General features: G+C 42.6%; 21 protein-coding genes. 17 read left to right on the forward strand and 4 right to left on the reverse strand.

Annotated features, from left to right (window positions below):
- Positions 1-891 carry a selenium metabolism-associated LysR family transcriptional regulator gene (locus tag JMF81_RS02140; protein ID WP_201309815.1) on the reverse strand — a complete coding sequence of 297 codons (891 nt, stop codon included), beginning with the start codon at positions 889-891 and terminating at the stop codon, positions 1-3.
- A gap of 170 nt (positions 892-1,061) precedes the next feature.
- Here JMF81_RS02140 and JMF81_RS02145 point away from each other — a divergent pair, with 170 nt between their 5' ends.
- The 9 genes from JMF81_RS02145 to JMF81_RS02185 all read left to right on the forward strand — a co-directional run bounded on the left by JMF81_RS02145 (position 1,062) and on the right by JMF81_RS02185 (position 9,040).
- On the forward strand, positions 1,062-1,835 hold the full coding sequence (locus JMF81_RS02145; protein ID WP_201309816.1) for an acyl-CoA dehydratase activase: 774 nt from the start codon (positions 1,062-1,064) through the stop codon (positions 1,833-1,835).
- 11 nt (positions 1,836-1,846) lie between these two features.
- On the forward strand, positions 1,847-3,004 hold the full coding sequence (locus tag JMF81_RS02150; protein ID WP_201309817.1) for a double-cubane-cluster-containing anaerobic reductase: 1,158 nt from the start codon (positions 1,847-1,849) through the stop codon (positions 3,002-3,004).
- 43 nt (positions 3,005-3,047) lie between these two features.
- Positions 3,048-4,082: a selenide, water dikinase SelD gene (selD, locus tag JMF81_RS02155; RefSeq protein ID WP_201309818.1), complete on the forward strand. Its 1,035-nt coding sequence runs from the start codon at positions 3,048-3,050 to the stop codon at positions 4,080-4,082.
- Positions 4,083-4,094: 12 nt separating this feature from the next.
- The gene (gene yedF, locus JMF81_RS02160; RefSeq protein ID WP_201309819.1) at positions 4,095-4,715 is read left to right on the forward strand and encodes a sulfurtransferase-like selenium metabolism protein YedF; all 621 of its coding nucleotides are present in this window, start codon (positions 4,095-4,097) and stop codon (positions 4,713-4,715) included.
- A 12-nt stretch (positions 4,716-4,727) separates the two neighbouring features.
- A complete protein-coding gene (locus JMF81_RS02165; protein WP_201309820.1) occupies positions 4,728-4,964 on the forward strand; it encodes a DUF3343 domain-containing protein in 237 nt (78 codons plus the stop codon).
- Positions 4,965-5,191: 227 nt separating this feature from the next.
- On the forward strand, positions 5,192-5,989 hold the full coding sequence (gene spo0A, locus JMF81_RS02170; protein WP_201309821.1) for a sporulation transcription factor Spo0A: 798 nt from the start codon (positions 5,192-5,194) through the stop codon (positions 5,987-5,989).
- Between the two features lie 61 nt (positions 5,990-6,050).
- Positions 6,051-6,860: a sporulation transcription factor Spo0A gene (gene spo0A / locus JMF81_RS02175; protein WP_201309822.1), complete on the forward strand. Its 810-nt coding sequence runs from the start codon at positions 6,051-6,053 to the stop codon at positions 6,858-6,860.
- 176 nt (positions 6,861-7,036) lie between these two features.
- Positions 7,037-7,609: a TetR/AcrR family transcriptional regulator gene (locus JMF81_RS02180; RefSeq protein ID WP_201309823.1), complete on the forward strand. Its 573-nt coding sequence runs from the start codon at positions 7,037-7,039 to the stop codon at positions 7,607-7,609.
- Positions 7,610-7,711: 102 nt separating this feature from the next.
- On the forward strand, positions 7,712-9,040 hold the full coding sequence (locus JMF81_RS02185; protein WP_201309824.1) for an MATE family efflux transporter: 1,329 nt from the start codon (positions 7,712-7,714) through the stop codon (positions 9,038-9,040).
- Positions 9,041-9,058: 18 nt separating this feature from the next.
- On the opposite strand, the gene JMF81_RS02190 is transcribed toward JMF81_RS02185, so the two are convergent.
- Positions 9,059-10,807 carry an Rqc2 family fibronectin-binding protein gene (locus tag JMF81_RS02190; protein WP_201309825.1) on the reverse strand — a complete coding sequence of 583 codons (1,749 nt, stop codon included), beginning with the start codon at positions 10,805-10,807 and terminating at the stop codon, positions 9,059-9,061.
- A 22-nt stretch (positions 10,808-10,829) separates the two neighbouring features.
- Positions 10,830-12,152 (reverse strand): hemolysin family protein, encoded by a 1,323-nt coding sequence (locus tag JMF81_RS02195; protein ID WP_201309826.1) that lies wholly within the window; start codon positions 12,150-12,152, stop codon positions 10,830-10,832.
- Positions 12,153-12,482: 330 nt separating this feature from the next.
- On the opposite strand from JMF81_RS02195, the gene JMF81_RS02200 reads away from it, so the two are divergent.
- The 6 genes from JMF81_RS02200 (at position 12,483) to JMF81_RS02225 (ending at position 17,894) form a co-directional block, all read left to right on the forward strand.
- Positions 12,483-13,355 carry a methionyl aminopeptidase gene (locus tag JMF81_RS02200; RefSeq protein ID WP_201309827.1) on the forward strand — a complete coding sequence of 291 codons (873 nt, stop codon included), beginning with the start codon at positions 12,483-12,485 and terminating at the stop codon, positions 13,353-13,355.
- Positions 13,356-13,378: 23 nt separating this feature from the next.
- A complete protein-coding gene (locus JMF81_RS02205) occupies positions 13,379-14,053 on the forward strand; it encodes a response regulator transcription factor (RefSeq protein WP_201309828.1) in 675 nt (224 codons plus the stop codon).
- Positions 14,054-14,139: 86 nt separating this feature from the next.
- Positions 14,140-15,063 (forward strand): ABC transporter ATP-binding protein, encoded by a 924-nt coding sequence (locus tag JMF81_RS02210; RefSeq protein WP_201309829.1) that lies wholly within the window; start codon positions 14,140-14,142, stop codon positions 15,061-15,063.
- A complete protein-coding gene (locus JMF81_RS02215) occupies positions 15,047-15,895 on the forward strand; it encodes an ABC transporter permease (RefSeq protein WP_201309830.1) in 849 nt (282 codons plus the stop codon). The genes JMF81_RS02210 and JMF81_RS02215 overlap by 17 nt, the downstream gene beginning before the upstream one ends.
- Positions 15,895-16,800 (forward strand): sensor histidine kinase, encoded by a 906-nt coding sequence (locus tag JMF81_RS02220; RefSeq protein WP_201309831.1) that lies wholly within the window; start codon positions 15,895-15,897, stop codon positions 16,798-16,800. Before JMF81_RS02215 ends, JMF81_RS02220 begins: the two co-directional genes overlap by 1 nt.
- A 59-nt stretch (positions 16,801-16,859) precedes the next feature.
- Entirely contained in the window at positions 16,860-17,894 is a 1,035-nt protein-coding gene (locus tag JMF81_RS02225; RefSeq protein WP_201309832.1) for a DUF7309 domain-containing protein, read from the forward strand.
- A gap of 74 nt (positions 17,895-17,968) precedes the next feature.
- On the opposite strand, the gene JMF81_RS02230 is transcribed toward JMF81_RS02225, so the two are convergent.
- The gene (locus JMF81_RS02230; RefSeq protein WP_201309833.1) at positions 17,969-18,280 is read right to left on the reverse strand and encodes a hypothetical protein; all 312 of its coding nucleotides are present in this window, start codon (positions 18,278-18,280) and stop codon (positions 17,969-17,971) included.
- A gap of 301 nt (positions 18,281-18,581) precedes the next feature.
- On the opposite strand from JMF81_RS02230, the gene JMF81_RS02235 reads away from it, so the two are divergent.
- Positions 18,582-19,796 carry an IS110 family RNA-guided transposase gene (locus JMF81_RS02235; RefSeq protein WP_201309856.1) on the forward strand — a complete coding sequence of 405 codons (1,215 nt, stop codon included), beginning with the start codon at positions 18,582-18,584 and terminating at the stop codon, positions 19,794-19,796.
- 217 nt (positions 19,797-20,013) lie between these two features.
- Positions 20,014-20,895: an AraC family transcriptional regulator gene (locus tag JMF81_RS02240; RefSeq protein WP_201309834.1), complete on the forward strand. Its 882-nt coding sequence runs from the start codon at positions 20,014-20,016 to the stop codon at positions 20,893-20,895.
- Positions 20,896-20,913 lie beyond the last annotated feature (18 nt).

Here is a 20,913-nt window from a genome sequence, read left to right on the forward strand (position 1 = left end):
TCATGAAAAGTCCTGGCATTTTACATACTGAATAAAATCCTGAAAGGCAGATTTCAGGGGATTATCTTTCCGATATACAATATAAAAAGACCGATGGATGCCGGATTCCAGAGGGAGGGTCAGTATGACTCCCTGGGCTTCCAGATCTTTTACCGCATATTTGGAAAGAATGGAAATCCCCATGCCGTTTTGGATCATTCGCTTAGTGGATTCCAGATCATTGGTTCGCGCGATGACATTTAAGTTTTCGGGAGAAAGATGAATGGAATCCAGATACAGGTCAGCAGCTTTTCTTGTTCCGGAACCCTGTTCTCTTAAGATAACAGGTTCTTTCAGGATTTCCTGTATGGGAGGATTCTGGTTTAACAAATGAAAATAGTACTGGTTCGCCGGTAGGGCAAGAACCAGATCATCTTTACAAAATGGCAGGAAGACGCACTTTGGTGTGTCTTCTTTTTTTCCGATGAAACCAAGTTCCAGAGATCCGTCCAGTATTTTTTCCAGGATTTCCCCGCTGTCACCCTGCTGGATATCGAAAAAGGTATGAGGATGAGAATCGTGGAAGCCCCGAAGAAGTCTGGGAAGAAGATATCCGGAAGGAATTGTGGAAGCTCCGATGCGCAGTATGGTTTCAGAAGGGGCATTTAGGGCTTCCAGGGCGGCCTCTCTCATTTCCAGTATGGAGTTTGCATATCTCAGGAAGGTACAGCCGTCCGGAGACAGCTCCACAGATTTTGTGGAGCGGATAAACAGTGGCTTTTGAAGTTCTGATTCCAGATTTTTAATATGAGAGCTTACCGTAGACTGAGACAAAAACAGGTGTTTTGCGGCTTTTGAGAAACTTTTTGTCTCAGCGACAGCAAGAAAAATTTCTAAATGACGAAATTCCATAACAGAAAATCTCCTTTGCATATGGTTTTCTTTTATTGTAATCCTATTTATCGATTTTATCAATTAATAGAATCGATAAAACGAATAACACGATAAAAGGAAGATGAAAGACATGGTATAATGGTTTTAAAAAGAAATATATCAGTGAGTGCTGAAAAGAAAGGCAGAATATGAATTATATCGGAATAGATATCGGATCAACCTGTGCAAAAACAGCGGTTTTAGATGAAAATGCGGAGATTTTGTATACATTTGTTCTTCCTACAGGGTGGAGCAGTTTCGAGACAGTCACCAGGATTGAGGAAGCGCTTATGTGTCAGGGAATAGACTTAAAACAATCGCTGTGTGTCTCGACCGGGTACGGGAGAGAAGCTGTTGAAGCAGCACAGAAGAAAGTAACGGAAATTACCTGTCATGCAAAGGGAGCGGCAGTTCTGTTTGGAGAAGAGCCAATGAATCTGATTGATATTGGCGGTCAGGATACCAAAGTAATTTCCTGTACAAAAGGCAGAGTGGAAGAATTTTTTATGAATGACAAATGTTCGGCTGGAACCGGGAAATTCATTGAGATCATGGCAAACAGACTGGAACTGCCTATTGATCAGATGGATTCGGCCGCCAGAAACCGGACGGAGGAACTAAAAATAAGTTCCATGTGCACTGTGTTTGCGGAGTCTGAGATTGTTGCGCTGATCGGAAAAGGAACCTCAAAAGAAAACATTGCCTGGGGTGTTCTGGATTCTGTTGTCAGAAAAGTGAAGCAGGAATATGCAAAACTTGGAGATGGTGACCGTCCGGTGTTTCTTACCGGAGGGCTTTGTGAAAATCAATATTTAATAGAACTTTTATCTGCACAGCTGGGCAGGGAGGTCCGTTCTCACGCCCTGGCAAGATATGCAGGCGCGGTTGGAGCAGCGGCGGCAGCCCTTAAAATGGAAAAGTAAAGGAGAAAAAGATGGAAGAAATAAAACTGCCCAAAGATTTTGTTACATATCCAGAGGCAAGGAAGAAGGCTTTTTTAAGTCTCAAAAAGTTAAAAGAAGAAGGACGCAGAATTGTGGGAGTATTTTGTACTTATACGCCATGGGAACTGATTGAGGCAGCTGATGCAGTCGCAGTCGTATTATGCGGAATTGGAGAAGAGAATATCCCGGCAGCGGAAAAGAGACTGCCGAAAAATCTGTGTCCTTTGATTAAAGCAAGTTATGGTTCCGCGGCAACGGACCGCTGTCCGTTTTTCTATTTTTCGGATATGGTGCTGGCAGAAACAACCTGTGATGGAAAGAAGAAAATGTATGAGCTGATGGGAGAGCTGAAACACTGTCATATTATGCAGCTGCCTCCGGGAGCAGGAGGAAAAGGCGCGCTGGAGTTTTGGAAGGCGGAAGTGGAAAGTGTAAAAGAAGATCTGGAAGATTTTTATGGGATCAAGATTACAGAAGAAAAACTTCGTGCGGCAATCCGTTTAAGAAACCGGGAAAGAAAAGCAATTCTTGATTTTTATGAAGTTGGACGTCTGAAGCCGACGCCGATTTCCGGATACGAACTGAATACGGTCGTTACATCCAATGATTATGCCTTTGATATAGAAGAAAAGATCAAGTATCTGGAGCAAAGAACCAGGGAATTAACAGATCTTTATGAAAAGGAATATAAAGGGAAAAAATCGAGACCGAGGATTCTGATCACGGGATGTCCAACGCATGGAGTGATTGACAAAGTAATCAGACGGATTGAGGAATTAGGCGCAGATGTTGTCGGCTTTGAGAACTGCTGTGGTCCGAGAGAAAAGAAGGATCCAATCGATGAAGAAAAAGACCCGATTACCGCAATTGCAGAAAAATATCTGCGGGTAAACTGTTCTGTGATGAGTCCTAATCCGGGCCGTTTTAAAGCCATGGGAGAACAGATTGATGAATATCAGGCGGACGGAGTGATTGAAGTGCTGCTGCAGGCCTGCCATACGTTTGCCATCGAATCGGACGCGGTAAAACGTTTTGTCACAGAGGAGAAAGATATTCCATATCTGGCAATTACAACAGATTATTCTATGACGGACCAGGGGCAGATTGATACCAGGATCGGAGCATTTATTGAACTGCTGGACAGCTGATCGATCGGCTTTATGACTGGAAACGAAAGAAAGAAGGAGAAGTATGGGAGAGAAGATTGTTTTTTGCAAAGGCGGCGGATGCACGGCAAAACTTGGAGCAGGCATTTTAAACAGAGTTCTGGAAAAACTGCCGAAGGGTCCGAAAGATGAAAATCTTTTGATTGGCTATGACAGCAGAGATGATGCGGCGGTTTATAAAGTGTCGGATGATACTGCTTTTGTTCAGACATTGGATTTTTTTCCTCCGATGGTAGATGATCCGTATACTTTTGGCCAGATTGCGGCTGCCAATGCCCTGAGTGATATTTATGCCATGGGCGGTGAAGTGAAAACAGCGCTGAATATTGTATGTTTTCCCGAGACTATGGATCTTAATATTCTGGGAGAAATTATGAGAGGCGGATCAGAGAAAGTCATAGAAGCGGGCGGAACTCTGGCAGGAGGCCATTCCATTCAGGATTCAGATGTAAAATATGGTTTGTCAGTGACCGGGCTGGTTCATCCGGATCGGATTTATTCCAACAACGGAGGATATCCTGGAGATGTGCTGATTCTGACGAAGAAATTAGGTGTGGGAATTGTCTGTACGGCCAGCCGGGTGCAGGAAGCAAAAGAAGAAGATATGAAGGAAGCAGTCAGCTCCATGATCCAGCTGAATAAATATGCTTCTGAAATCTGCAGAAAATATGAGATTCATGCATGTACAGATGTAACCGGTTTCAGTTTTCTGGGGCATCTGCATGAAATGCTGGATGGACGTTTGTCTGCGGAAGTGATTGCAGAACAGATTCCGGTGATTTCCGGCGCGGCTGATTATGCCAATGAATTTCTGCTGACGGCGGCAGGACAGCGCAATCGCAATCATGTAGGACCATATGTGGAGTTTGAACATGTTCCGTTCGCCATGGAAGAAGTGCTGTTTGATCCTCAGACTTCGGGAGGACTTCTGATCGCTGCGGCGCCGGATCAGGCGGAGAGACTTCTGGTGGAACTGAGAGAAGCCGGACTTCCGGCATCGGCAGTGGGAACATTAACAGAGAAAAAGGAAAAAGAAATTTATGTCCGCGGTCAGCGGTAGAAAGGAAAGATTATGATAAAGGTAAATGCCATTGGAGATGCATGTCCGATCCCTGTAGTGAAAACAAAAAATGCAATTAAAGAGTTAAACGGTCCTGGAACGGTGGAAGTTCTGGTAGACAATGAGATTGCGGTTCAGAATCTTACGAAAATGGCCGTTCAGAAAGGATACGAGATTCAGTCTCAAAAGCTGGAAGAACAGAAATATCAGGTAATCATGACAGTGGGAGAAGGCGGAGAAGGTATGGAAAAGCAGGAAGATACCGCAGAAGAAACCGTGTGCATTCCAGACAGCCGAAACCATAAAATTGTTGTGATTTCTTCTGGCAGGATGGGAGAAGGGAACGATGAACTGGGAGAAGTTTTAATGAAGGGATTCATTTATGCTTTAACTCAGCAGGATGAACTGCCGGAGACTATTTTGTTTTACAATGGAGGAGCGCCTTTTACCTGTGAGGGCTCTCCGGCTCTGGAAGATCTGAAGCAGCTGGAAGCTCAGGGAGTGGAAATCCTGACCTGTGGAACCTGTCTGAATTATTATGGGCTGTCAGAGAAATTAAAGATCGGCGATGTGACCAATATGTATGTGATTACCGAAAAGATGATGCAGGCGGATTCCATCATCAAACCGTAAGGAAGGAAGAACATGCGGAAGAAAAGAGAACAGCTGATCATTACATTTTCCACTACAACAGAGGCCATGAGGATGGAAAAATTCTGTCAGGGACAGGATCTCCCGGGAAGAATCATTCCCCTGCCGTCAGAGATTTCTGCAGGATGCGGTCTGGCGTGGAAAACAGATCCGGATCAGAAACCGGTTTTTTTAGAAAAATTACGACAGGCAGGAATCGAGTGGGATTCCATGATTGTTTTAAAGATTTAAAGTCGGATTCACAGGGGGTTTTTCAAAATTAGGAAATGTACGTCGGATATCTCCAGCTTTTACGAAGGCTGGGGGTATTTTTTTCGACATTTTTCAAGGATTTTAGGTAAAAATATGTTGATTTTAATATATTATGAAGAAAAATTGCGATTGATAACGGCTTGTATGTAAACTCCGGTAAAATATATAATATTCTTGTAAATAAAAACAGAATTGGAGGACTGAATATGAGCAAGATTAATGTGGCGATTGCAGATGATAATCAGAGGATCATTGAAATGATGACCCAGCTGCTGGAACAGGAAGACGACATTGAAGTCGTGGCAAGTGCAGATAATGGCGAAGCTGCTGTGGAAGTTATCAAGGAAAATCACCCGGATGTCGTGCTTTTGGATATCATCATGCCAAAACTGGATGGAATTGGCGTGCTGGAACGTCTGAAAGAAGAAGACATGGAAAAGAAACCGGCGGTTATCATGCTGTCCGCCATGGGGCAGGAGAATGTATGTGAGGAGGCGATCGAACTTGGAGCGTCTTATTTCATTTTAAAGCCGTTTGACTCCAACACGGTCATCCGGAAGATCAAGCAGGTAAAAGCAGGAAGTGAATCTGCGAAACCATTTGTTGCATGGAAGGATCCATCTGGTAAAATTACAAGGAACCAGCTGGAAATTATTGTGACGAATATGATTCATGAAATCGGAGTGCCTGCTCACATTAAGGGGTATCAGTATTTAAGGGATTCCATTATGATGGCCGTATATGATATGGATATTTTAAATTCGATTACAAAACAGCTGTATCCGGCAATTGCGGAAAAATTTCATACCACATCCAGCCGCGTGGAGCGGGCGATTCGTCATGCCATTGAAGTGGCATGGGGCAGAGGAAAGATGGATACAATTGACGCCCTGTTTGGCTATACGGTTCATGCCGGAAAAGGAAAACCGACAAATTCAGAATTTATTGCTTTGATTGCAGACAAGATAAGGCTGGAGTATGGGTATGATATGATACAATCATGAGAAAAAGATGCTTCAGATAGGGTGGCTAGGTAAAGATTATGCATGAGGAGGATAAGGAAATATGGACAAGAAACTAAAAGTATTGATTGCGGATGCGAATCAGACGGAATCGGAAAAACTGGCAGAAACGCTTGCGGATGAATTAGAAATCGCATCGGTTGTAAACGATGGCGTAAGAGCAGTGGAAGATATTATGAAACATCATCCTGATGTCGTTGTCATTGATACGATGCTGCCTATGATTGATGGACTTGGAGTCATTGAAAAATGCAGAGAAAAGCTAAGTGACAAAGATATGCCTTCCTTTATCGTTACAACTTTTATAGGAACGCAGAAATTAATTGAATGCATCAATCATATGGAAGTTGATTACTGTATTATGAAGCCATTTCAGCCGGATATCCTGCTTCACAGGATCGAACAGATTACAAGGATGAAATACATGAATCAGCAGATTCAGTATCAGCAGAGAAGAGAAATCAGAGACAGCAGGAATTTTGATACTGCGAAGTACGATATCAGACAGGATGTGACAAAGATCATAAGAGATCTTGGAATACCGGCTCATATAAAAGGGTATCAATACATAAGAGAAGGAATTATCATGGCAATCGAAGATGTGAATATGATGAATTATATTACAAAATTATTGTATCCTACGATTGCAAAGAAATATAAGACGACGTCCAGCAGTGTAGAAAGAGCCATAAGGCACGCCATTGAGGTGGCATGGAACAGGGGAAAAGTAGAGCTGCTGGAAGAAATGTTCGGGTATACGATCAGTGCCGGAAAAGGAAAACCAACGAATTCAGAATTTATCGCACTGATTGCAGATAAAATGAGATTGGATTACAGAATGAATGCTTCATAAAGAAGGACTTGAAGGATGATTTCAGATTAACAGATGCCCTCAGGCAGAACGTAAAACTATCTGTCTGAGGGTAATTTTATGACAAAAAATGAATGAATAATATTCATTGACAAAATCAGACTGCATGTGGTATACTCGGTTACGAAAAGAAAACAGAAAAGAGGTGAGCCGGAATCATGACAAGAGTAACCAAGGCGCCGGAGGAACGACGTCAGGAGATTATTGATACCGCGATGAAAGTGTTTTATGAAAAGGGCTATGAAAAGACATCGATTTCTGATATCGCAAGAGAAATGCATGTGGCACAGGGGCTCTGCTATCGGTATTTTTCTTCCAAGGAAGAATTATTTGATGTCGCCATTGACCAGTATGCCCAAAAGCAGGTGGATCATATCTGCGGCATTTTGCATGAGAAAATGTCACTGGATGAGCTGATCAGAAATATGCCCACATTCCTGGAAACAGAAAATAATGACAGTTATGCACAAAAAGTATGTCATAAAAAGGGGAATGTAAAGTTTCATTATCAGCTGTCTTTAAAGGTCTGCGCAAAACTGCAGCCAGTTGTAAAAAAATTGCTGCTGGCTGCAGAAGAAGAGGGAGCTGTTCATATACAGGATCCAGAGACAATGGCATCCTTTTGTGTATATGGTCAGCTGGGTGTGCTGCTGAATCAGGAAATTTCCCCGGAAGAAAGAGCGGAACGCATCCGCAGTTTTTTACTTGAACTTATAAAAAAATTTTCATAAACGAACACAAAGATTCCTGCTTTGGGCTGGCAGGAATTTATTTTAAACTGAAAGTGACTGATATTCATTCATTAATTTATTCATTAGAGGAGGTACTGTACGATGGAAATTGATTTTATCACAGGAAGTACAAAGAAGTGTCTGGCGGCAATGGTTCTGCCAATGATGGCAGCTATGTTTCTGAATATGGCGTATAATCTGGTGGATAGTCTCTGGATTGGAAATCTGCTGGGAGAAACGGCTTATGCCGCATTAACGAATGCGACGCCGGTTATTCTGATTCTAAGTTCTGTTGCAATGGGAACGGCCAATGGTGTGGCTATTTTATTGTCTCAGGCAGTTGGAGCCAACAGGAAAGAGAGGGTGGACAGGCTGATTATGACGTCGTTTATTGCTGCGGTTGTATTTTCTGCCGGAGTGACGATCCTGCTGGAGGCGGCATTAAAACCGATTTTAATTTTGCTTCATACGCCGGGAGAAGTTATGCAGATGGCATATCAGTATCTGGCAATTTATATACTCGGGTATCTGGCGGTATATTTATACTGTTATTTTACGGCAGTTTTAAGAAGTTTTGGAAATAGTGTCTTTCAGGTAATCGCAATGCTGATCTGTACTTTGCTCAATGCAGGGCTGGATCCCTTGTTTATTCATTTTTTTGGATTTAATGGTGCCGCGGCGGCTACAGTGTTATCTCAGATTTTATGTCTCATTTTTATGATGATATATTTATATCGGAAACGGCTTTTTCATTTCAGGCTATCCTGCTTTGATAAACAGCTGATTCCTTCTTTTATCAAAAAAGGCATTCCTTCTGCTTTTCAGCAGAGTATACCGGCAGTCAGCACCAGTTTTCTTACTTCCCTGGTAACGGGATACGGCATTTCAGCTCTTGCCGCCTATGGAATCACAGGGAAGCTGGAAACCATTTTATTTTATCCTGCAATGGCTTTGAATATGGCGCTGACAAGCATCGTTGGACAGTGTACTGGAGGAAGAAGATATGACCGGGCAAAAGACTACATAAAGATTTCTCTGCTGTATGGAATAATCGTGCTGGCTTTGTTATCTGTACTGGTTATCTGCTTTTCCAGCCCATTGTCACACTTATTTGTAAACAGCGATGCGGCGGCACACATTGTCAGTGTTTATTTTGAAATTGTCAGCATAGGATATGTTTTAAATACTGTAACCAACTGTTTTCTTGGCAGCCTGAATGGAATGGGAAGACCCGCGAAGAGTATGTTCTGTATGGTAATGTATTATATGATCATAAGAATGCCGCTGGCGTGGATTTTATCAAATCGAGGCTTTGGAATCAATGGAATCTGGACTGCGGTTCTGATCAGTCATATTATGGCAGCTGTGGTAGCAGCAGCGACAGCAAATCATGAACTGCGGAAACAGGAAAATAAAGGATCAGGTGTGTGAAAATACACCTGATCCTGATTATTTCTCCTTGATTTCCTGGATGCCTGAAATATCCGGCACACACATCATAGAGTAATTGGTATGATAGATGACAAATCCCGGTTTAGCTTTTGGCGGCTTTTTCAGCTCTTTTCGCTGGATATAGTCGATTTCTACTTTAGGAGCCTGTCTTCCCTGAGAATAATAAGCAGCGAGTCTGCCAGCTTCTTCAAAGGTTGCATCCGGAAGGGTTTCTGCCTGCTCTTTCCGAACGATTACATGGGATCCCGGCATTTGTTTGGCATGGAACCACCAGTCGCCTCCATTGGCGAATTTAAAAGTCAGTTCATCGTTCTGGTAATTATTTTTTCCAACATACATATGAAAGCCATCGGAAGAAACAAAATGCAGGGGTTTTGATTTTTTCGGCTTTTTCGCTCCTTTATGTCCGCGGCTTTTAATATATCCGTAATCGGTCAGCTCCTGCTTGATCTGATTCAGATCTTTTTCATCTTCGGACAATGAAAGAGATGTGGCGATGGACTCCAGATGATCCAGGTCTGCTTTTGTTTCCACAACAAGACTGGAAAGCGCTTCATAGGTCCGCTTCAGCTTGTTGTACCGGGCAAAATATTTCTGCGCATTTTCCAGAGGCGTTTTGTTAGAATCCAGCGGAATCGTAATTTCCTGATCTGTATAGTAATTCATGCAGGTCAGAGATTTCGCATTTGGTTCCAGCTGATATCCATATGCCTGGATCAGTTCGCCGTATACTTTATACTTTTCTCTTTTTTCTGTATCCTTCAGCTGCTTTTTCTGAAGATCATATTTTTTGCTGGTTCTTTCCTGAGCGGTCTGGATGATTTTTCTCAGATCAGCGGATTTTTGCTTCATCCGCGTATATTTTTCTTTTTCAGAAAAGTACTCGATCAGGACGTCGAAGATGGAATCAAAGACTTTTTCCTGAGCATCAGCATAAGAAGTCAGAGTAATACAGGAAAATTCTTTTGGTTCGTCTTTATAATATATGATATTAGGATGATAGTCCTCATCTTCAATGGCGGTTCTCAGTTTTAGCAGCTGTCCATAAAGACCGCCTGCGCCTTCTTCTGTTAAAGAATCCGTGGAATCATTTCCATCCAGTCCTGCCCGATAACAGACTTCATTGGCGATTAATGGACTCATGCCGGTGATTGAAGTATAAAGGGCTTTTGTAAGACTAAGCGGCTTTTTGATGATTTCATTGGCAAACAGTTCGGGAGTCAGCATGAAAATAGAATGTTTTCCCTTGGATGGCGGTGCGCAGTAGGTGCGGCCGGGAAGAACCTCGCGGACAGAGCTGATGTTGGCTGAAATATGCTTGATGCTGTCCAGGATCATACCTTCAGAATCTGTAAAAATGATATTGCTGTGTTTGCCCATAAGTTCAACGATAAGATGCTTCTGACAGACGTCGCCAAGTTCATCCAGATGTTCGACGGTAATGTCGATGATTCGTTCAAAATCCGGCTGGCAGATGGAAACGATCCGTCCGTTGCTTAAATGTTTTCGTAAAAGCATACAGAAATTTGGAGCCTGCATAGGATTTGTTTTGGTTTCTGTTGTCAGGTAGATCAACGGAAGAGATGCGCTTGCAGAGATATGCAGGCGCATCGTGTTTCGTTCCTTTTTGATCACGAGAGTGATTTCATCGGTTTCCGGCTGGTAAATCTTATAAATTCTGCCGCCGGCGATTTTTTGTTTTAGTTCGGTTACAATATTTGAAATGACAAATCCGTCAAATGCCATAGTATCTGCCTCCTGTAGGAAATCAGGAGTCTTCTTCCTCCTGATGTATGATAGGGTTTTTAGTTACGGTTGTATCACGGATAATATGATTTTCTACTTTATGCACATGAATGTCCAGATTTTTATAAGCACACTGGAATTGCTCTCCATCCCGGGGGATCATTTCGATAATGCTGCAGATGAATCCATTAAAAGTGTCGTACATATCGGTTGGGAGTTCCACCTGAACGCTTTCCTGAACATCATCCAGTTCTGCATCACCAGAGATGTTCCAGCAGTTTTCTGAAACCGGCTGAATTTTTTCTTTTGGTGTGGTTTCATTGGCGTCATACATATCGCCGACCAGTTCTTCAATCAGATCCTGTACTGTAATGATTCCGGACATTCCGCCGTGTTCATCCAGAAGAACTGCAAAGTATGTGCGTTTGCTTTTCATATTCTGGAACAGGATATCGGCTTTCATGTCTTCCGGAATAAAGTAAACCGGATGAATGGCCTGTTTTCTCAGAGAGTCTTTTGTGCGGACCTCCATACGGAAATAGTCTCTGGTATCCAGGATGCCGACAATCTGATCTTTGTTTTCTTTAAAGATCGGATAATAGGTGTGACGGGTAGACTGGATGATCTTATCCCAGGTTTCCAGGCTGTCATCCACATCCAGAGCATCCACTTCCAAACGATGGGTACAGATCTGCTGGGCAGAAATATCATCAAATTCAAACACATTCTGAATCATTTCGTTTTCATAGGATTCCAGGATTCCCTGCTGATTTCCTTCCATCAGCATCATTCTGATTTCTTCTTCTGTCAGAGTGTCTTCATTATCATTCGGATTAATGCCCAGCAGACGTAAAAGTCCATTGGTAGAAACAGTCAGCAGGGCAACCAGAGGGAAAAAGAACTTGGAAACTCCATAGAGAAGACCGGATAAAGCCAGAGACAGAGACTCTGTTTTTTTCATGGCAATTCGTTTTGGAACCAGTTCCCCGAAAACAATATTAAAATAAGATAAAATGATCGTAATCAGGATCATGGAAACGGATCGCAAAATACTTTCAGAAACCGGGATGCCGGTTTTCATCAGAAGATTTGCCAGTGGACCGGAGAAATTATCTGCGGCAAAAGCACTGTTTAAGAATCCGGATAATGTAATGGCAACCTGAATGGTGGCAAGGAACCTGGAAGGCTGGTCGGTCAGCCGGCAAAGTTTCACGGCCCTTTTGTCTCCGTCTTCTGCCATTTTTTTCAGTTTTGAGTTATTCATGGAAATAACAGCGATTTCCGCACTGGCGAAGACCGCGTTTAGAAAAATCAAAATAATTAGTAAAATTGCTGATTGTATCATAAATGTATGTATCCTTTCAAAATGAGAAAATTTTTAAAATCAATGTAAAAAACAACACAAAAAGGCATGACCTGTGTTTTTCTAAACAAAGCCATACCGCAGTCTATCTTCTGAATCTGGAATGAATCTTAAAACGCTTTAATGGAATATAAGCTTTCGTCGAGGCATCTTCCACTTTGGTCTGCACATCCTTTCAAATAAGTTACTGTTATTTCAGTTATCTATAAAAATAGCACAGTTGAAGTAAAAAGTCAATTGCCGGCGCGGTTGCCATTTTCCATTTTATGTAGTAGGATTGCAGTAGCAATAATGAAAAGGAAGTGTGTGATTATGGAAACAATTGGAAGAAACAGTGCCTGCTGGTGTGGAAGCGGAAAAAAATATAAGAAGTGTCACTATCAGTTCGATGAGAGATTAAAGGAAATGGCACAGGAAGGACATCTGATTCCTTCTCATGATATGATAAAAAACAAAGAACAGATTGACGGAATCAGAGAAAGCGGCAAAATCAACATTGCAGTTTTGGATTATGTGGCAGAGCATATCGGACCGGGTGTGACAACGCAGCAGATTGATGACTGGGTGTATGAACAGACGACGTCCAGGGGAGCCATACCGGCTCCGCTGAATTATGAAGGATTCCCGAAAAGTGTGTGTACATCTGTCAATGATCAGGTTTGCCATGGAATCCCGTCAGAAGACGTTGTACTTCAGGAAGGCGACATCGTAAATATCGATGTTTCTACAATCTATCACGGATATTTTTCTGATTCTTCCAGGATGTTCTGTATTGGAGAAGTATCACCTGAGAAGAAAAAACTGGTGGACGTGACAAAGGAATGTGTTCAGGCAGGTCTGGATGCGGTAAAGCCATGGGGGCTTATGGGAGATATGGGGCATGCTGTTCATGAACACGCTCTTGCCAATGGATATACCGTTGTAAGGGAAATCGGCGGTCATGGCGTCGGCATTGAATTTCATGAGGATCCATATGTCAGTTATGTTTCACAGCCGGAAACAGGAATGGTTATGGCACCGGGCATGATATTTACCATTGAGCCTATGGTCAATATGGGAAGCGATAAAATATTTGTAAATGATGAAGACGGATGGACAGTATATACAGACGACGGAAAACCATCTGCTCAGTGGGAAGTACAGGTGCTTGTAACAGAAGACGGATATGAAATCCTTGCTTATTAGAGACTGAAGAAAGAGGTAGAGGCGTGGATCGGATTTTAATTGTAGAAGATGACGGCCATATTAATGAACTGCTGTATGAAGCTCTGACCAAAGAAGGATATGACTGTGAGCAGGCATTTTCCGGAACCGAGGCAGAGCGTCTTTTTCAGGAAAATGAGTATGCTCTTGTGATGCTGGATCTGATGCTCCCGGGAATGCCGGGAGAAAAAGTCCTTTCTTCTCTTCGGAAGAACAAAAAGACACCGGTCATTGTTCTTACAGCGAAGGATCAGCTGGATGACAAAGTAGATCTTCTAAAGAGCGGCGCGGATGATTATATTACAAAACCGTTTAATATTGAAGAAGTGCTTGCCAGGGTTTTGGTGCAGATGCGCCGCAGAAATCAAGAAGATACATCGGAGACGCTTTCCTGCAAGGAAATGACGCTTCACAGAGATACGTTTCAGATAGAAATTCAGGGGCAGGAGCTTCCCAGGGTTACAAAACAGGAATTTGCGATTTTGGAGCTTCTGCTTCGAAATCCTAAAAAAGTATTCAGTAAAGAAGAGATTTTTGAATATGCCTGGGATGAAGTTTATATGGGTGAGACAAAGACGCTGGATGTACATATCAGCAATATCAGAAAGAAGATAAAGCAGGTGACAGATGAAGGGTATATTGAGACGGTCTGGGGTATCGGATATCGTCTGCAGCGGTAATCTTTACTCTTTTTTTACTTTTTATTTGCGATTGATTAGGATTCTCATCGTAAGATAAAAGCAAATAAGAAAAGGAGTGAGAGAAAATGGAAAAATTGCTGCAGACGTATGGTCTGACAAAACAATTTGGAAAACATAAAGCGGTAAACCATGTAGATATCCATGTGAACCGCGGATCGATCTACGGTTTCATCGGAAGAAACGGGGCGGGAAAGACAACATTTCTGCGTATGGTCTGCGGACTGGCTTCCCCAACAGAAGGAGAAATTGAGCTGTTTGGATGCAGAGGAAAACAGCTTCAGGAAATTCATTCGCGGATCGGATGTCTGATCGAAGGTCCAGGTTTGTATGGAAATATGACAGCAGAGGAGAACCTGAAAATAAAATGCAAATTCTGCGGAATCAAAAAACCGGGATACATCAATGAACTGCTGGAGATCGTAGGTCTTGCCGATGTCGGGCGCAAAAAGACAAAAAGGTTTTCTCTTGGAATGAGGCAGCGGCTCGGAATTGCCATGGCTTTGGTAGGAGAACCTGATTTTCTGGTACTGGATGAACCGATCAACGGTCTGGATCCCCAGGGAATCGCGGAGGTCAGAGATACGATTCTGCGTCTGAACCATGAGAGAAACATGACGATCATGATTTCCAGTCATATTTTAGAGGAACTGTCAAAGATTGCAACGGACTATGGAATTATCCATCAGGGATGTCTGCTTCAGGAACTGACCAGAGAAGAACTGATGGAGCGGTGCTCGGAGCGGATTGAGATCTGTCTGGATCATCCGAAAGAAGCGTGTCCGGTTTTGGACCGGATGGGATTTACCAACTACCGGGTGGTGGATTCAGAACATATCCAGGTATATGAACGGCTGGAAGAGAGCGGAAAACTAAATATGGAACTTGCAAAGGCAGGGATCCTGATCAAAGGATTTTCCGTAACCAGTGAAGAACTGGAAAGTTATTTTTTCAATCTGACAGGAGGGGCATCTCATGCTGAACGCGGTTAAAATGGATTTCTATCGAATGATCAGGACGAAGAGTCTGTATGTAGTAATTCTGATCTTTGTTATGATGACAGTGATTTCTACGATTTTATGCAAAAGTGAATTTGATGATATGGAGATGCAGCAGGATAATTATGAAACTGTCATGCAGGAAGAGGAAAATGACACGGTGAATGCGGGAATTTCAGTAATTCTTCCTACAAAACCCGGAGAGAAAGTTACAGTTTACGATATGTTTTATGCCAATGTAAAAGGAAAAGAAGTTGCGTTGTTTCTTGTTATTTTTGCTGTTATATTTTCTGCCGCAGATTTTAAAAGCGGTTATATAAAAAATATTGGCGGGCAGACAAGAAAACGTTTCTATCTGATTTTGTCAAAGGCAGTGTCTCTTTGTATCTATACGGTATTTTTGTTTGGAGTATTTATTATTGCACAGGCAGTATCCAATCAGGTGATCCTGGGTTATTTGAAGTGGGGGCCTTCGGAAGAATTCCTTCCATATCTGGGGGTGCAGCTGCTGCTTCATGCTGCGTTTGCTTTGTTTATCATGGCAGTGACCATCATCATTCAGAACAATGTGATCAGCATGGCTCTTGCCATCTGTCTCTGCCTGGATCTTATGGCAGTTGTATATTCTCTTTTTGACCATGCAGCACAGAAAATCGGTGCAGAAGGATTTCATCTGGCGGAATATACAGCAACAGGACGAATAGCCATGCTTCCAATGGCATTAGAGAATACTGATCTGCGGGTATCACTTGTGACCGCGGCGGTATTTATTGCAGGATCTCTGATCATCTGTGGAGCTGTTTTTCAAAAGAGGGATATTCATTGATGAGTTTAGAAATAATCATAGCTGTTTTAACAGTCATAATTGTAATATTGGTCCTGCTTTTAGCAGGATATCAGCGGCAGGTGAAAAGCATCTGCCGCCAGCTTAGGTTCTGGAAAAAGTATGACAGTAATTTAATGATTTCCAGAGAAATAGAATGGGGAGGCATTGGAGATCTGGCGGATATACTGAACGAGATGCTGGAGCTCCGAAAGAGAGAAAAGAAAAAATATATGGAAAAAGAGCAGATGATTTCTGATATTTATACGAATCTTTCTCATGACATACGAACACCTCTTACATCGCTGGATGGATATTTTCAGATGCTGGAAACCGCAAAAGAGGAAAAAGAGCAGAAACGCTATATCCGTATCATCCAGGAAAGAATTGAGAGCCTCAATGATATGCTGGAGGAATGGTTTACGTATACAAAATTGAAAAATGAGACATATCATCTGAAAATGGAGCGCTGCCTGCTCAGCAGGATTTTAAAAGATACGGTTTTTTCTTATTATGACGAGTGGACGAAAAGAGGAATAGAGCCGATTTTTGATATTACGGAAAAGCCGGCAGCGGTTATGGGAAACCCGGAAGTTCTGCGGCGGATGATCCAGAATATCATTAAGAATGGACTGGATCATGGAGAAGGACAGATGAAGATTGCATTAAAGACGGAAGGGATGAACTGTATTCTCAGGTTTGAAAATCAGGTAGAGCATCCGGAGGAAATCGAAACAGAGAGGATTTTTGAGCGGTTTTATAAAGCAGACGAAGCAAGAAGCAAAAATTCAGCCGGTCTGGGCCTTTCGATCGCAAAAGAGTTTGCAGAAAGGATGGGAGGAAAGATCCGTGCGGATGTAACAGGCTTCTGCTTTTCCATTGAGATTAAATTACCGATGGTTCAATAAATGATTAGACCTGACTGGAATTGTATGGTATGCTATGGAGATAGAAGGAGGACTGAAATTTGAGAAAAGAAGCATCTTTGGAATTATGGAAAAAATTGTATGAAAGAGCAAAGGAGATTGATGATCTTGCGCCATGGCAGTATGTATCTGCGTCAAATCTGATTTCCATTGTCTCAGAAAACCGCAAGGATCCGGTCTTTTTAAATATCACAGGAATGGGAACGGATTTCCGGTCTGTGAATCTGTATCAGGGACTGGAGGGATATGGAGATTATCATATGGCGGCTACGGTCGGGCAGACGGATCTGACGGATGATTATGTGATGTTTGAACAGAATGTCCTGACGTTGTACTGGAACAGTATGATGGATGTATCACCGGAGCAGAGAGAGATTATCGATCAGCTGGATGTGAAATTTCACGATCTTGGCAGCTGGATGGAATTTGTTTCTCAGAAGAAGAGATTTTGGCCTCATCTTCCGGATGAGGAAGAAGTAAAGCTGCTGATTGATGCGTATGAGAATCTGATCATGGTAATCCGTGCGGTCAGAGATAAGAAGATTGATCTGGATCTGGAACAGGGAGAATGTATTTACCGTGTTTATGACAAAGAAACCGGAAAATGGAATATGTTTGTGGATGCTCAGCCTGATATGGAAAAACAGTTTCCTGCTGTGCAGCTGAATGAGGAAGATCTGAAAAAGCAGCTTCAGGAAAAACCTCAGACGGATGCGGAACTGATCATGGATTTCAGTTATGCGGGATTTCCGGCACAGGATGAGGCATATGATCAGCCGGTTCATCCATTGATGTTCATTGCAGTGGACAGTACCAGGAAAGAAGTTCTGGAAGCCTATTTCCTTTCGCCGGATGATGGAGAAATCGAAGCGGCGCTGAATTTCTTTATTGCTTATGTAGAACGCCATGGCCGGATGAAACGAATCAAAGCAAGGAACCCATGGATTTTTGGAGCGCTTGCTGACACCTGTGCGCTCTGTCAGGTGGAACTGGTTCATGATCCGATTCAGGAAGCGGATGCGATTGAACAGGATATTAAGAGACGCGCGCAGTCTCAGGCAGCACAGGGAGAATAAAAGACGGAACATGATAAAGACGCGGCAGGGAAGGAGAACCTGCCGCGTCTTTTTGAGGAAAACATTGAAAATGATCAGGCGCTGATCTGTTTTATGCGCCAGAAAATGGAAGTATATAATTGATAAAAGTTGCCTTTTTTTAGAGGGAAAATATAGGGAATACCAATCTGCCGGGCAATTTCCTGAATCTCAGAGGAATCACTGAATAAGAAATACCGAATCTGCTGCGGATCCATAAACCGGCTCATTGATATGAACTGTTGTCTGTCGGTAAAGATTTCAATAGAGAAGTTCCCGCATATCTTATGGAGAAAGCGAAGAAAAAAGGCTATTCCCACACAGGAAGACCGGATATGGGAAAAATCAAAAACACAGATAGTCTTCATATTTATTACCTCCTACTACAATATATTTATGGTTAATATCCCTTACAGCCAGTAAGGAATTACCCATCTTGTTGCTTAAGCTGTTAGAATGATAAGAGCAATCGGTATAGCGGATACCTCCTTGGACTTTGCGTCCGTAAACAAGTCTGCTAACCAGCTCTTCATTCGCAGCGTTCGTTTTATGCAGGTTGAACCACCTCCAGGGTGCGTTCGAGTCACACCACAGTAGATAGAATGGGCAATGAGTAAAACTGGTACTGACCAATTGCAATCTCGAATAAGGAGTGACATTTCTATGAATATGAACGCAGTAGGTATCGATGTCTCCAAGCGAAAAAGCACTGTGGCGGTTCTCCGTCCTGGTGGAAAGGTTGTTGTAAAACCCTTCGATGTTCCCCACTTGTCCGCTGATTTCCAGTCTCTTGAAAAGCTCATCAGAGAATTGGATGGCGAGACACGCATTGTCATGGAGTGTACTGGACGCTACTATGAACCGGTAGCACGGGAACTATCCCAGGCCGGCTTTTTTGTAAGCACTGTGAACCCACAGATCATCCGTAACTTTCAGGGGCAGGACAATCCCCTCCGCAAAGTCAAGACCGATAAGGCAGATTCCGTAAAGATCGCACGTTACACGCTTGACAGTTGGGCAAATCTGAAACAATATAGTCTTATGGATGAATTACGCTCCCAACTAAAAACCATGAACCGCCAGTTTGATTTCTACATGAAACATAAAACTGCCATGAAGAATAACCTGATTGGTCTCATTGACCAGACCTATCCCGGCGCCAACACCTATTTCGACAGCCCTGCCCGCGAGGACGGCAGTCAGAAATGGGTGGATTTCATTGGTACTTACTGGCATGTGGATTGTGTCCGCAAGATGTCTCTAAGCGCTTTTACAGACCACTATCAGAAGTGGTGCAGCCGCAGGAAGTACAACTTCAGCAAGTCAAAAGCTGAAGAAATCTACGGGAAAGCAAAGGAACTCATTCCCGTACTTCCAAAGGACAGCTTTACCAAACGCATCATCAAACAGGCGATCGACCAGTTAAATGCTGTGTCACAGACCGTTGAACAGCTTCGCGCCCTTATGAACGAGACCGCCTCCAAGCTGCCGGAATATCCGGTTGTCATGGCGATGAAGGGCGTAGGGCCGTCTCTGGGTCCTCAGCTTATGGCCGAGATCGGAGATGTCACACGTTTCACACACAAAGGCGCTATCACGGCATTTGCCGGCGTAGATCCTGGCGTCAATGATTCTGGAGATTATTCCCAGAAAAGTGTGCATGCTTCCAAACACGGTTCGCCAGTGCTGAGAAAAACTCTGTTCCAGATCATGGAAGTACTGATCAAAACCAAACCGGATGATGCTGTATATCGGTTCATGGATAAAAAACGATCCGAAGGCAAGCCGTATTATGTCTATATGACTGCCGGAGCCAATAAATTTTTACGAATCTACTATGGTCGGGTGAAAGAATATCTTTCCTCGCTTCCAGAATCCGAATAATTCCACAATACTTTTTCAGGCCAGCACAGGCGTGGTGGTCTTATTGTGATACCTATTTTTTCAACCTGTATAAAATTTTCAATGTTCATCAATTTAGCCTTGACTTTTTATTTGCAGGCTTGTATTTTTCTTTAATATCATTATAATTTGAAATATAGAGAAAATATATCAGGATAATAGGAAAAACTATAACAATCCTATGAAATGGAGGAATCAGATGCGTCAGATTGTAACAGATGGAAGTTTAAAAGAATTAAATGAATCTCTGGATGTCCGGTTTCCTTTTAAAATAACGAGAGAAGATTATGCCAATTATTATCATCATTATTTCAGGGCACACTGGCATCCGGAAATAGAGATACACTTGCTGATGGAGGGGGAAAGTTTTTTTACGATCCAGAACAGAGATTATTATTTAAAAGCGGGAGAAGGCCTGTTTATCAATCAGAATATCCTGCATCTTGGACGCGTGACAGAAAAAGATCTGTGCAGAAGTATCGTCATTCGTATGGAGCCTTATTTTCTTGACAGGGATCAGAAGGGAATCGTGTATCAAAAATATGTAAAACCGGTCATAGAAAGCCGGAAGCTGGAACAGCTGCGCCTTTCCGGTGATGTGCCCTGGCAGAAACAGTGGATGAAGGACTTTCTGGAGATCGCAGATCTCTTTGATGAAAAAGCAGATGGATATGAATTGGAAATCCAGGGGCGTGTATCAAAGTTATGGAAAGAATTTTATCTTCAGACAAAACATCTTCAGCATATTCCTCTGCCGGAAAATAAAGATACGGAAAAAATGAAAATGGCGCTTTCTTTTATTGAAGAAAATTACAAAAAGAAAATAACCCTTGCACAGATTGCCCATGCCTGTGGGACATGCCAGAGTGAGTGCTGCCGTATTTTTCAGGAAATTTTAAAGACGAGTCCGATGGAATATGTGAATACAGTTCGGATCCAAAACAGCCTGAATGCGCTGAAAAATAAGAAAAAATCCATTACAGAGATTGCGTATCAATCCGGCTTTTCCAGTGCCAGTTATTATGCGGAAGTTTTTAGAAAGAAAATGGGGTGCACACCTGGTCAGTATCGGAAAAAGTAAAAAGATTGAATGGAAATT

The organism is Anaerostipes butyraticus (genome assembly GCF_016586355.1).
In the GTDB taxonomy this organism is placed as follows: domain Bacteria; phylum Bacillota; class Clostridia; order Lachnospirales; family Lachnospiraceae; genus Anaerostipes; species Anaerostipes butyraticus.

Excerpts from the sequence above, each read along its gene's own strand:
- JMF81_RS02140 (WP_201309815.1), bottom strand. The coding sequence starts at position 891 with ATGGAATTTCGTCATTTAGAAATTTTTCTTGCTGTCGCTGAGACAAAA.
- JMF81_RS02145 (WP_201309816.1), top strand. The coding sequence starts at position 1,062 with ATGAATTATATCGGAATAGATATCGGATCAACCTGTGCAAAAACAGCG.
- JMF81_RS02150 (WP_201309817.1), top strand. The coding sequence starts at position 1,847 with ATGGAAGAAATAAAACTGCCCAAAGATTTTGTTACATATCCAGAGGCA.
- selD (WP_201309818.1), top strand. The coding sequence starts at position 3,048 with ATGGGAGAGAAGATTGTTTTTTGCAAAGGCGGCGGATGCACGGCAAAA.
- yedF (WP_201309819.1), top strand. The coding sequence starts at position 4,095 with ATGATAAAGGTAAATGCCATTGGAGATGCATGTCCGATCCCTGTAGTG.
- JMF81_RS02165 (WP_201309820.1), top strand. The coding sequence starts at position 4,728 with ATGCGGAAGAAAAGAGAACAGCTGATCATTACATTTTCCACTACAACA.
- spo0A (WP_201309821.1), top strand. The coding sequence starts at position 5,192 with ATGAGCAAGATTAATGTGGCGATTGCAGATGATAATCAGAGGATCATT.
- spo0A (WP_201309822.1), top strand. The coding sequence starts at position 6,051 with ATGGACAAGAAACTAAAAGTATTGATTGCGGATGCGAATCAGACGGAA.
- JMF81_RS02180 (WP_201309823.1), top strand. The coding sequence starts at position 7,037 with ATGACAAGAGTAACCAAGGCGCCGGAGGAACGACGTCAGGAGATTATT.
- JMF81_RS02185 (WP_201309824.1), top strand. The coding sequence starts at position 7,712 with ATGGAAATTGATTTTATCACAGGAAGTACAAAGAAGTGTCTGGCGGCA.
- JMF81_RS02190 (WP_201309825.1), bottom strand. The coding sequence starts at position 10,807 with ATGGCATTTGACGGATTTGTCATTTCAAATATTGTAACCGAACTAAAA.
- JMF81_RS02195 (WP_201309826.1), bottom strand. The coding sequence starts at position 12,152 with ATGATACAATCAGCAATTTTACTAATTATTTTGATTTTTCTAAACGCG.
- JMF81_RS02200 (WP_201309827.1), top strand. The coding sequence starts at position 12,483 with ATGGAAACAATTGGAAGAAACAGTGCCTGCTGGTGTGGAAGCGGAAAA.
- JMF81_RS02210 (WP_201309829.1), top strand. The coding sequence starts at position 14,140 with ATGGAAAAATTGCTGCAGACGTATGGTCTGACAAAACAATTTGGAAAA.
- JMF81_RS02215 (WP_201309830.1), top strand. The coding sequence starts at position 15,047 with ATGCTGAACGCGGTTAAAATGGATTTCTATCGAATGATCAGGACGAAG.
- JMF81_RS02220 (WP_201309831.1), top strand. The coding sequence starts at position 15,895 with ATGAGTTTAGAAATAATCATAGCTGTTTTAACAGTCATAATTGTAATA.
- JMF81_RS02230 (WP_201309833.1), bottom strand. The coding sequence starts at position 18,280 with ATGAAGACTATCTGTGTTTTTGATTTTTCCCATATCCGGTCTTCCTGT.
- JMF81_RS02235 (WP_201309856.1), top strand. The coding sequence starts at position 18,582 with ATGAACGCAGTAGGTATCGATGTCTCCAAGCGAAAAAGCACTGTGGCG.
- JMF81_RS02240 (WP_201309834.1), top strand. The coding sequence starts at position 20,014 with ATGCGTCAGATTGTAACAGATGGAAGTTTAAAAGAATTAAATGAATCT.